The sequence below is a fragment of the Mycobacterium sp. genome, assembly GCF_032162105.1.
GTDB lineage: Bacteria > Actinomycetota > Actinomycetes > Mycobacteriales > Mycobacteriaceae > Mycobacterium.
In genome coordinates this window covers 1-10,327 of sequence record NZ_JAVRPS010000069.1, presented here as the reverse complement: position 1 = coordinate 10,327, position 10,327 = coordinate 1, and the positions used below count along the sequence as shown (strand labels likewise).

The following is a 10,327-nucleotide window of genomic DNA, read 5'->3' as shown; positions in this document are numbered from 1 at the left end:
TCGATCGCGTCCGTTGCGGCGCCAACGATGTCGACCTGATCGTTGAGACCGTCGGCGTTGAGCTGGAGGACGTACAGTCCGTCGGCGCCGGGGATCACGACCGTCTTCTGCGCGACGATCTTGGTCTGACCCTCCGACTCCCACGTGCCGCCCAGCTGGTAGGCCGGGTACTCGCCCAGCGTGCTGGTGGCACCCTCATTCATCGCCTTGTACCCGGGCAGGTTGTTCAGCTCGCCGGGGGCCAGGTCGATGATCTTCTGCGGGTCGACGTTTCCGGTCAGCTTCGACACCAGAGCGACGACGCTCGGCGTGTACTCCGCGGCCTCCGGACCCGTGTAGATGATCGCCCGGTAGGCCCAATCCGGGGTGTTCTCCCCGGCTGGCTCCCAGCCGTCCGGCACGGGCAGGTCGATCTTCGGCGCGCCGGGATCGCCCATGTGGACCGGGGATTCGGTGATCCCGTTGTCCTTGATATAGCTGGCGATCGAGGGGTTGGGGCCCTCGGCGTTCTGATCGCGCGGCGCGACCTTGGGCTTATTGGACGTCGTCGGTGACTCGCTGGACGACTTGGACGAGCTTGCGGTGCTCGAACTGCTGGACGTTGCGGTCTTGGTGTCCGAGCCGCAGCCGGACAGCACGACGGCCAGGGCGGTGACTGCCGCGGCCACACCGGTGAGCGCCGATGCTCTCATTCGTTAACTCCTTTGGCTTCCTGTGATTCGCTAGTGGGCGCCGAAGCAAACAAGTTCGACCCCCATTCCGCAGCGAAGCGTAGCTCAAAACATGCCCTGCGCAGGGTGAGTAGATCTACTCGAAATTCCGTGACGCGAACTCGCTGCGGTCGGTGCCAGCTGTTCTAGGATGCTTTGCTCGATTCGAATCGCGCGGTTGTGTCCGATTCGTTCACGATCTCGACGAAGGCTCCGTTCTACGGTGTCGGCATGGATATTCGCTTGACGTCGACCGTCTTCCAGATCTTCGCCAACGACCTGCAACGATCGCTCGAGTTCTACCGACTGCTCGGCCTGCCGGTGCCCGATCCGGACGGACCGCCCCACGTGGCGGTCGCCCTGCCCGGCGGCAACACGCTGTCCTTCGATACCGAGGAGACGATCGCAGGCATGCACCCCGGCTGGGCGCCTCCGGCCTCGTCGGCCAGCCGACTGGGGCTCGCGCTCGGCGTGGGCGCCCCGTCGGAGGTCGACGCGCTGTTCGAGAAGATCACCTCCGCAGGCCACTCCGGACCGCTGAAGCCCTACGACGCACCGTGGGGACAGCGCTACGCGACGGTGGCCGACCCGGACGGGAACTGGGTGGACCTATTCGCGCCACTGGAGACCTGACGCAACGACGACAGCGCGTTCCCGCTGAGGTCGCGCACCTCGCGATGCAGGTGCGATTGGTCTGAATAACCGGCCGCCGCAGCGGCTTCCGCGTAGGACGCGCCGCCATCGATCAGCTGCCGCGCGCGCCGAAACCGCAGGATCCGCCGTAGCGTCGCCGGGCCGTAGCCGTAGACGGCCGTGCACTGGCGCTGCAGCGTACGGCTGGACCAGCCGATCTGTTCGGCGACGCCGGCGACGGCGGCGCCGCCTGCGAAACTCCTGGTGACATGGCCGAGCAAGGACATCGACCACGGCGCCGTCTCGCTGCTCGATGCGCCGGAGGCGAGCGCAGTGGCCAGTTCGACCAGCGAACCATGTCGTGCCGCGGCCACTCCCAGGTCCGCGAGCGGTACGCGACTATCGCGGAGTGCGGCCGCGGGCACGCCGAGAAGCCGGGGCAGCACCCCTGGCCGAAAGCGCAGGCCCACGAACGGCTCTGCGCCACGACGGCTGATCGATGCGGTGGTGTCGGGGCCGGCCACCACGATGCGTCCATCCATCCGGATCAGGTCCATGCACCCGTCCGGCAGTACCCGGACCGGGCCGCCGGGACCGTCCACCACCCACGCGCACTCGACGAGTTCGCGCAGCCGAGTGGGCGGCGGTTGTTCGCGGTATCCCACCGTTGCCACGCTACCGTCGAACGGGAAAGACCGGGTCGTCGCACTCGGTGCCCTCGTCGGACAGGATTCGCTTCAGCACCTTGAACGTCGCGGTACGCGGGAGCGCGGCACCGATCCTGACGAACGACGGCCACTGCTTGGGACCGAGGTCGGGTTGGTCGGCCAGGAACGCCTCGAACTTGCCTTCCTCGAATGCGGCACCCTCGCGGAGCACCAACGCCGCCATCACCCGGTCGCCGACCGCGGGATCGGGAATGGCGTAGACGGCCACCTCGACGACGTCGGGGTAGCGCAACAGGATTCGCTCGATCGGTGCGGTGCCGAGGTTCTCGCCGTCGACGCGCATCCAGTCGCCGAGCCTGCCTGCGAAGTAGGCGTATCCGTTCTCGTCCCGGTAGGCGAGGTCACCGGTGTGGTAGACGCCGCCCGCCATCCGCTGCGCTTCGGCCGCGTCGTCGCGGTAGTAGCCGCGGAACCACCCGCGACCGGTGGGGTTGACCAACTCGCCGACCTTGCCCGGTGGGCAGGGCTCGCCGGTGTCGACGTCGACGATCGCGACCTCGTCGGTCAGCGGTCCCAGCGATCCGTCCGGGGTGTCCGGGGTGCGTGCGATTGCCACGCCGCCCTCGGTGGAGCCGAATCCGTCGACCACGAGCACGCCGAACCGGTCGGCGAACCGCTGCAGGTCGCGCGGTGCACCCTCGTTGCCGTACAGGAACTTCAGCGGGTTGTCGGTGTCGTCGTCGCGCGGCGGCGTGGCCAGGATGTAGGACAGCGGCTTGCCGACGTAGTTGGCGTAGGTGGCGCCGTAGCGGCGCACGTCGGGCATGAACCCGGACGCGGAGAATTTGCGCCGCAGGGCAATCGAGGCGCCGCCCGCCACAGCGACCGCCCAGCCGGCCATCACCGCGTTGGAGTGGAACAGCGGCATCGACAGGTAGGCGGTGTCCTCGTGCCCGAGACCGAACCGATCCGCGAGCATCCGGCCCGGGAACGCCACCTTGTCGTGGGTGATGCGCACCGCCTTGGGCTCCCCGCTGGTGCCCGAGGTGAAGATGAGCATGTAGAGGTCGTCGGGGCCCAGGTCCGCGAACGTCACCGGCGCGTCCCGATGCGACCCGAGTTCGGCTGCCCACGCGGGGGATTCGACGTCGACGTAGCCGACCCCGTCGGGAACTCCATCCGGGTCGTCAGTGAGGATCAGCTGACAATCGGCATGGGCGACGTCACGTGCGAACGCCTCGCCACGCCGGGTCGGGTTCAGGCCGACCGGGACAAGTCCCGCCAGCCCGGCCGCCACCAGGACGGTGGAGAAGAACGACGTATTGCCGAGCAGCACACCGACATGCGGCGGTTTCGCCGGGTCGAGCCGCGCCATCAGGGCTGAGGCCAGCTGGGCGCCGGCCGCAATGTGGTCGCGCCAGGAGACGGACCCGGTCTCGTCCTGGACGCCGCGATCGGTGACGTCGACGAGCGGCGCCAGCAGATCGGAGACGGTCGGGTTGCGTGCAGCGGTCACCTGGCGGGCCGCGTCAGGCGGGCGTCTCGGCGAGCTCGCGACCAATGCGCAGCAGCTGCCCGGTGGCGCTGCCGACCGCGAACTCGGTCTGCTTTGCCGCCAAGAAGTAGCGATGCACCGGATGGTCGGTGTCGATGCCGACTCCGCCGTGCACGTGCACGGCGGTGTGTGCGACGCGATGGCCGGCGTCGGCCGCCCAGAACGCCGCGGTTCCCACCTCGAGGTCGGCGGGCAGGTCCTCGGACAGCCGCCACGCAGCCTGGGTCACCGTCAGCCGCAACGCCTTCACATCGATGTAGCCGTCGGCCAGCCGTGCCGAGACGGCCTGGAAGCTGCCGATCGGTCGGTCGAACTGTTCGCGTTCGGTCGCATAGGACGCGGTCAGCTCCAGCGCGCGTTCAATGATGCCAAGCTGAAAGGCGCTGTGACCCAAGGCCGCATGGGTGCGCAGCCAGGTGACGACGTCGGCCCCGCCGACGACGCGGTCGGACCCGAGTTCGGTGCCCTGCAACTCCAGGTGGCCGACGCTGCCGTGCCCCGTGGTGTCGAGCGACGTCACCGTCACGCCCGGATCATCCTTGGTGACCAGGAAGACCAACTCGCCCGACGCGGTTTCGGCAGGCACCAGGAACGCGTCGGCCACCGGCCCATACGCGACCAGTGCTCGCGTGCCGGTGAGGCGGTAACCGTCCCCGTTCGACTGAGCCTGAACAGGACCCTGACCCATCTCCGCATCGAGTGCGACCGTGATGATCTTGTTGCCTTCGATCGCGGGGGTGGCCCAGTCCTTCTGCAGTCCAACGGAAGAGAACTTCGCAAGGGCGCCCGCGCCGAGCACGACCGACTGCAGATAGGGGACCGCGGCCAGCTGGCGACCCAACGCCGTCAGCACGGCAGCCTGCTCGAGGACGCCGAAACCGCCGCCGCCCACGGACTCCGGGGCTGCGGTCGAGAGCACGTCCGCTTCCTTCAGCTTGGCCCACAGTGCGGCGTCGTAGCGTTGCGCGGCCTTGTCCAGCTCGCGTTGATGGTCTGGGGTGCACACCGATTCGGTGATGGTGCGGACCAGGCCGCCGAGGTCGGTGACGGCTTCGTTGGTGGTGAAATCCATGGCTATTCCTCTAAGTTTCTCGCCCGCTTTTCAGCGGTTGACCCTGGGCAGCCCGAGGGCAACCATGCCGATGATGTCGCGCTGGATCTCGTTGGTGCCGCCGCCGAACGTCAGGATCAGGCACGACCGGTGCATGCGCTCGATGCGGCCGCGCAGCAGCGCGCCTGGCGAGTCGGACCGAAGCGTGGCCGCGGTGCCCAGAACCTCCATGAGCAGGCGGTAGGCCTCGGTGGCCAACTCGGTGCCGTAGACCTTGGCCGCCGACGCATCGGCGGGCGAGGGGGCGGCCTCGGTGGAGGCCAGTTCCCAGTTGATCAGCTTGAGCACCTCGGCCTTGGCGTGTACGCGGGCGAGGTTGAGCTGCACCCATTCCGAGTCGATCAGGCGCCTGCCGTGAGCGTCCTTGGTGTTCTGGGCCCACTCGCGAACTCCGTCGAGTGCGGAGAAGATCGGTTGGGCCGACACCAACGCGACCCGCTCGTGGTTGAGCTGGTTGGTGACCAGCTTCCAGCCGGCGTGCTCTTCGCCAACCAGGCTGGAGGTCGGCACCCGGACGTCCTGGTAGTAGGTGGCACTGGTGTCGACGCCCGACATCGTGTGCACGGGGGTCCAGGAGAAGCCATCGGCGGTGGTCGGCACGATGAGCATCGAGATGCCGCGGTGTTTCTTGGCTTCCGGGTTGGTGCGCACGGCCAGCCACACGTAGTCCGCGTAGGCGATCAGGCTGGTCCACATCTTCTGGCCGTTGACGACGTAGTCGTCGCCGTCGCGCACCGCCGTGGTGCGCAGTGCAGCGAGGTCGGTGCCCGCGCCCGGCTCCGAGTAGCCGATGGCGAAGTGCAGCTCGCCCGCGGCGATCTTGGGCAGGAAGAACTTCTTCTGCTCCTCGGTGCCGAACGCCATGATCGTCGGCGCGACGCTGTTGATGGTCAGGAACGGCACCGGGACGTTCGCGATGGACGCCTCGTCATTGAAGATCAGCCCGTCCATGGGCGGGCGGGCCTGGCCGCCGAACTCCTTGGGCCACGACAGCGTCAACCAGCCGTCCTTGCCCATCTGGGCGACGGTGTCGCGGTACACGCTGCCGCGCCCCATCTCGCCGTCGCTGGAACTCAGCGCGTCCGCCCGCTCGGGGGTCATCAGCTTGGTGAAGTACGCGCGCAACTCGCGGCGCAACTCCTCCTGCTCGGGGCTGTAGCCAATCCGCATTGCTCAAGTCCTAACTGTTCCGCACTGCTCTTTGGGTACCCGTAGTCCTTCCCGGTTGTAACACGTTCTAGTCTTGGAATCCAGGCCGGTGCCTGGGTGGCGTCGGTCCGGGCGCGTCGTATTCTGACCACTTACCGAGGGCGGGCCGTCCGCACGAGGGGCAGAGGAGCCGGAAGGAGATGGTCATGCGAGTCGAAGTTGACCGTGATCGCTGTGAAGGTAATGCGGTGTGCGTGGGAATCGCCCCGGATCTGTTCGATCTCGACGACGAGGACTACGCCGTCGTGAAGGCAGATCCCGTGCCCGCCGACCAGGAGGAGCTGGCGGAGCAGTCGATCGCCGAGTGCCCCAGAGCCGCCCTGATCCGGAAAGACTAGAGGTATTCATATTGTGACTGTCCACGAGGAAGGGTCAGCCTCGACTGACCTCTCAGGTTTCGTCGCGGTCGTGACGGGCGCCGCCGCCGGTTTGGGCCGCGCCGAGGCCATCGGGTTGGCCCGTGCGGGCGCGACGGTGGTCGTCAACGACGTCGCAGGCGCCCTGGACCGCTCCGACGTCCTCGACGAGATCGCCGTCGCGGGCTCCAAGGGCGTCGCTGTCGCGGGGGACATCAGCGCGCGAAGCACCGCCGACGAATTGGTCTCCACCGCGGACGGCCTAGGCGGCCTGAGCATCGTCGTCAACAACGCCGGGATCACCCGTGATCGCATGTTGTTCAACATGACCGACGAGGATTGGGACGCCGTCATCGCGGTGCATCTGCGGGGCCACTTCCTGCTCACCCGCAACGCCGCCACCTACTGGCGGGACAAGGCCAAGCAGAACGGCGGCACGGTCTACGGCCGTATCGTCAACACCTCGTCCGAGGCCGGCCTTGCCGGCCCGGTCGGCCAGGCCAACTACGGGGCCGCCAAGGCGGGCATCACCTCGTTGACCCTGACGGCGGCGCGCGGGTTGGGCCGCTACGGCGTCCGGGCCAACGCCATCGCGCCACGGGCCAGGACCGCGATGACCGCCGACGTGTTCGGCGACGCTCCCGAGCTCGAAGAGGGTCGCGTCGACGGCCTGTCACCCGAGCACGTGGTCAACCTGGTGCGGTTCCTGTCGTCGCCTGCCGCCGAAGAGGTCAACGGGCAGCTGTTCATCGTCTATGGTCCGACAGTGACGCTGGTTGCGGCGCCCACGGCGGAGAAGCACTTCACCGCGGAGTCCGATGCATGGGCCGCAGCCGACCTCGACGCAACGCTGCGTGATTACTTTGCTGGCCGGGATCCGGAGCGCGGATTCTCGGCGATCGGACTGATGGAGTCGCGAGACTGACAGTCTCGGCTGCCAAGGTCCTGTGAGCGGTAGAACACGTTTCAGGATGACGTGTGTCACATAGGCTCTGACCAGCACAAATAGACATGCGGTGATGGATTTTGCGGTTCTTTGACACTGCGAACGTGTTCTAGTTAATATGAGCCGGCTCACTAAGAGCACCGCTTAACCGTGGAGTGGGAAGGTCGTTCGGACCGGTATTCCCGGGTTCTTCGCCAACAACCACTCGACACCCGTGCCGAGAACGGAGCCGAGGTTGATCGAACAGCTTGCGGCTCCGGCCCGGGCCGTGGGCGGGTTCGTCGAGATGTCCCTGGACACCTTCGTAAAGATCTTCCGGCGTCCCTTTCAGTTCCGTGAGTTCCTCGATCAGACGTGGATGATCGCGCGCGTATCCCTGGTTCCGACGCTGCTGGTCGCCATCCCGTTCACCGTCCTGGTGGCGTTCACGCTCAACATCCTGCTTCGCGAGCTCGGTGCGGCCGACCTGTCCGGTGCAGGCACCGCGTTCGGCACCGTCACCCAGCTTGGCCCGGTGGTGACGGTGCTGGTGGTCGCGGGGGCCGGAGCCACGGCGATCTGCGCCGACCTCGGCGCACGCACCATCCGCGAGGAGATCGACGCCATGCGGGTGCTCGGCATCGACCCCATCCAGCGCCTGGTGGTACCGCGGGTGCTGGCCTCGACGTTCGTGGCGCTTCTGCTCAACGGCCTGGTCTGCGCGATCGGCCTGTCCGGCGGTTACGTCTTCTCGGTGTACCTGCAGGGCGTCAACCCCGGCGCGTTCATCAACGGCCTGACGATTCTGACCGGCCTCGGCGAGCTGATGCTCGCGTTCTTGAAGGCCATGTTGTTCGGGGTGGTCGCAGGCCTCGTGGGTTGCTACCGGGGGCTGACCGTGAAGGGTGGCCCCAAGGGCGTTGGCGTCGCGGTCAACGAGACGGTGGTCTACGCGTTCATCTGCCTGTTCGTGATCAACGTGATCGCTACCGCGATCGGGGTTCGGGTGCTGGCGCGATGAGTTACGACGCGACCCTCCGCCTGCGCCGCTTCTTCCGCGGCGTGCCCAAGGCCGTCGACAACATCGGGGAGCAGGCCCTGTTCTACGGCGAGTCGATGCGCTACATCCCCAATGCGCTGACCCGCTACCGCAAGGAGACCATTCGCCTGATCGCCGAGATGACCATGGGGGCAGGCGCCCTCGTGATGATCGGCGGCACGGTCGGCGTTGCGGCGTTCCTGACGCTGGCCTCCGGCGGTGTCATTGCGGTGCAGGGTTATTCGTCGCTCGGCAACATAGGCATCGAGGCGTTGACCGGTTTCCTTTCGGCGTTCCTCAACGTGCGCATCGTGGCTCCGGTGATCGCGGGCATCGCCCTTGCGGCCACCATCGGCGCGGGCACCACCGCACAACTGGGTGCCATGCGGGTAGCCGAGGAGATCGACGCCGTCGAGGCGATGGCCGTGCACTCGGTGTCCTATCTGGTGTCCACGCGCATCATCGCCGGCCTCATCGCGATCGTCCCGCTGTACTCCCTTTCGGTGCTTGCGGCGTTCTTTGCGGCGCGGTTCACCACCGTCTTCATCAACGGGCATTCGGCCGGTCTGTACGACCACTACTTCAACACCTTCCTGGTGCCGACAGATCTGCTGTGGTCGTTCCTGCAGGCCATCGTCATGTCGATCGCCGTGATGCTGGTGCACACGTACTACGGCTACAACGCATCCGGCGGACCGGTCGGCGTCGGCATCGCCGTCGGCCAGGCCGTGCGCACCTCGCTCATCGTCGTCGTCACCATCACCCTGTTCATCTCGCTCGCCGTCTACGGAGCGTCCGGCAACTTCAACCTGTCCGGATAGGCGGGGACGATGCCGGACATTAACGCCAAGCGCAGCCACGTCAGGATCGCTGCGGCGATCCTGGCTGCCCTCCTGGTCGTCGCCACCGTGTTCACCTACCTCTCCTACACCGCCGCCTTCACCTCCGTCGACACCGTGACGGTGACCTCGCCGCGGGCAGGCCTGGTGATGGAGAACGACGCAAAGGTGAAGTACCGCGGTATCCAGATCGGCCGGGTGAAGGGCATCGAGTACGCGGGCGATCAGGCCAAACTCACGTTGGCGATCGACAGCAGCCAGCTGCCCTACATACCGTCCAACGCGAAGGTCCGCATCGCAGGCACCACGGTGTTCGGCGCCAAGGCGGTGGAGTTCCTTCCGCCCGACTCGCCGACCGGCAACTCACTGCGGCCCGGCGCGCAGGTGCAGGCCTCGGATGTGCAGCTCGAGGTGAACACCCTGTTCCAGACGCTGACCGACGTGCTGCAGAAGATCGATCCGATCAACCTCAACGCCACGATCTCGGCACTGGGTGAGGGTCTGCGCGGCAACGGCGACGATGCGGGCGCCGCCCTTCAGGGCCTGAATTACTATCTGCAACAGCTGAATCCGAAGCTGCCCACGCTGCAGCAGGACTTCCAGAAGACGGCGGTGGTCGGCAACATCTACGCCGATGCGGCCCCCGATCTGGTCACGGTGTTCGACAACCTGCCCACGATCAGCAAGACGCTCGTCGACGAGCAGGACAACCTGAATGCCACGTTGCTCGCCGCCACCGGGCTGGCCAACAACGGCACCGCCACCCTCAAGCCCGCCGCCGAGGACTTCATCGCGGCCATCCAGCGGCTGCGCGCGCCGTTGAAGGTGGTAGGCGACTACTCACCGGAGTTCGGCTGCATCCTCGAGGGCACCGCGAAGGCGATCGACACGTTCGCCCCCGCCATCGGCGGTGTCCGGCCGGGCCTGTTCGTAGCGTCGAACTTCCTGCCCGGCGCTCCCGCCTACACCTATCCGGAGAGCCTGCCGATGGTGAACGCAACCGGCGGGCCGAACTGCCGGGGCCTCCCGAACGTGCCAACCAAGCAGTTCGGCGGGTCCTGGTACCACTCACCGTTCCTGGTCACCGACAACGCCTACGTACCGTTCCAGCCGAACACCGAGTTGCAGTTCGACCCGCCGTCGACGCTGCAGTTCCTGTTCAACGGTGCGTTCGCAGAACGGGATGACTTCTGATGACGCGGGACCGCAGGACCTTGATCAACGTCATCGTCTTCACGATCGTCATGCTGCTGGTGGCGGCGGGCCTGGTGGTGGTGTTCGG

The 10,327-nt window shown here is 66.9% G+C and carries 11 protein-coding genes; 6 read left to right on the top strand and 5 right to left on the bottom strand.

The genetic code is table 11. From position 1 onward, the window contains the following. Window positions 1-692 (bottom strand): envelope biogenesis lipoprotein LpqN (gene lpqN / locus QOC69_RS03485; protein ID WP_526436390.1); only part of this gene is annotated, 692 nt, incomplete at its 3' end. A 249-nt stretch (window positions 693-941) separates the two neighbouring features. On the opposite strand from lpqN, the gene QOC69_RS03480 reads away from it, so the two are divergent. Then, window positions 942-1,343 carry a VOC family protein gene (locus QOC69_RS03480; protein ID WP_526436388.1) on the top strand — a complete coding sequence of 134 codons (402 nt, stop codon included), beginning with the start codon at window positions 942-944 and terminating at the stop codon, window positions 1,341-1,343. On the opposite strand, the gene QOC69_RS03475 is transcribed toward QOC69_RS03480, so the two are convergent. From QOC69_RS03475 to QOC69_RS03460, 4 genes are read right to left on the bottom strand one after another with little or no spacing between them, the layout of a single operon-like run. Continuing rightward, the gene (locus tag QOC69_RS03475; RefSeq protein WP_526436386.1) at window positions 1,280-2,008 is read right to left on the bottom strand and encodes a helix-turn-helix domain-containing protein; all 729 of its coding nucleotides are present in this window, start codon (window positions 2,006-2,008) and stop codon (window positions 1,280-1,282) included. The two genes, QOC69_RS03480 and QOC69_RS03475, sit on opposite strands and share 64 nt — an antisense overlap. Before the next feature lie 10 nt (window positions 2,009-2,018). Continuing rightward, window positions 2,019-3,527: a long-chain-fatty-acid--CoA ligase FadD17 gene (gene fadD17 / locus QOC69_RS03470; protein WP_526436384.1), complete on the bottom strand. Its 1,509-nt coding sequence runs from the start codon at window positions 3,525-3,527 to the stop codon at window positions 2,019-2,021. A gap of 13 nt (window positions 3,528-3,540) precedes the next feature. After that, window positions 3,541-4,638, bottom strand: a complete 1,098-nt coding sequence (locus QOC69_RS03465; RefSeq protein WP_526436382.1) for an acyl-CoA dehydrogenase family protein — start codon at window positions 4,636-4,638, stop codon at window positions 3,541-3,543. Window positions 4,639-4,668: 30 nt separating this feature from the next. After that, the gene (locus QOC69_RS03460) at window positions 4,669-5,847 is read right to left on the bottom strand and encodes an acyl-CoA dehydrogenase family protein (protein ID WP_526436380.1); all 1,179 of its coding nucleotides are present in this window, start codon (window positions 5,845-5,847) and stop codon (window positions 4,669-4,671) included. A gap of 185 nt (window positions 5,848-6,032) precedes the next feature. Here QOC69_RS03460 and QOC69_RS03455 point away from each other — a divergent pair, with 185 nt between their 5' ends. The 5 genes from QOC69_RS03455 (at window position 6,033) to QOC69_RS03435 (ending at window position 10,239) form a co-directional block, all read left to right on the top strand. Then, window positions 6,033-6,224 (top strand): ferredoxin, encoded by a 192-nt coding sequence (locus tag QOC69_RS03455; RefSeq protein WP_526436378.1) that lies wholly within the window; start codon window positions 6,033-6,035, stop codon window positions 6,222-6,224. A 4-nt stretch (window positions 6,225-6,228) separates the two neighbouring features. Continuing rightward, on the top strand, window positions 6,229-7,167 hold the full coding sequence (locus QOC69_RS03450; RefSeq protein ID WP_526436392.1) for a 3-oxoacyl-ACP reductase: 939 nt from the start codon (window positions 6,229-6,231) through the stop codon (window positions 7,165-7,167). 256 nt (window positions 7,168-7,423) lie between these two features. Beyond that, a complete protein-coding gene (locus QOC69_RS03445) occupies window positions 7,424-8,188 on the top strand; it encodes an MlaE family ABC transporter permease (RefSeq protein WP_526436376.1) in 765 nt (254 codons plus the stop codon). Continuing rightward, a complete protein-coding gene (locus QOC69_RS03440; RefSeq protein WP_526436374.1) occupies window positions 8,185-9,027 on the top strand; it encodes an MlaE family ABC transporter permease in 843 nt (280 codons plus the stop codon). Before QOC69_RS03445 ends, QOC69_RS03440 begins: the two co-directional genes overlap by 4 nt. A gap of 9 nt (window positions 9,028-9,036) precedes the next feature. Then, window positions 9,037-10,239, top strand: coding sequence for an MCE family protein (locus tag QOC69_RS03435; RefSeq protein WP_526436372.1), 1,203 nt, complete (start codon window positions 9,037-9,039; stop codon window positions 10,237-10,239). Window positions 10,240-10,327 lie beyond the last annotated feature (88 nt).

Excerpts from the sequence above, each read along its gene's own strand:
- QOC69_RS03435 (WP_526436372.1), top strand. The coding sequence starts at position 9,037 with ATGCCGGACATTAACGCCAAGCGCAGCCACGTCAGGATCGCTGCGGCG.
- QOC69_RS03440 (WP_526436374.1), top strand. The coding sequence starts at position 8,185 with ATGAGTTACGACGCGACCCTCCGCCTGCGCCGCTTCTTCCGCGGCGTG.
- QOC69_RS03460 (WP_526436380.1), bottom strand. The coding sequence starts at position 5,847 with ATGCGGATTGGCTACAGCCCCGAGCAGGAGGAGTTGCGCCGCGAGTTG.
- QOC69_RS03455 (WP_526436378.1), top strand. The coding sequence starts at position 6,033 with ATGCGAGTCGAAGTTGACCGTGATCGCTGTGAAGGTAATGCGGTGTGC.
- QOC69_RS03480 (WP_526436388.1), top strand. The coding sequence starts at position 942 with ATGGATATTCGCTTGACGTCGACCGTCTTCCAGATCTTCGCCAACGAC.
- QOC69_RS03465 (WP_526436382.1), bottom strand. The coding sequence starts at position 4,638 with ATGGATTTCACCACCAACGAAGCCGTCACCGACCTCGGCGGCCTGGTC.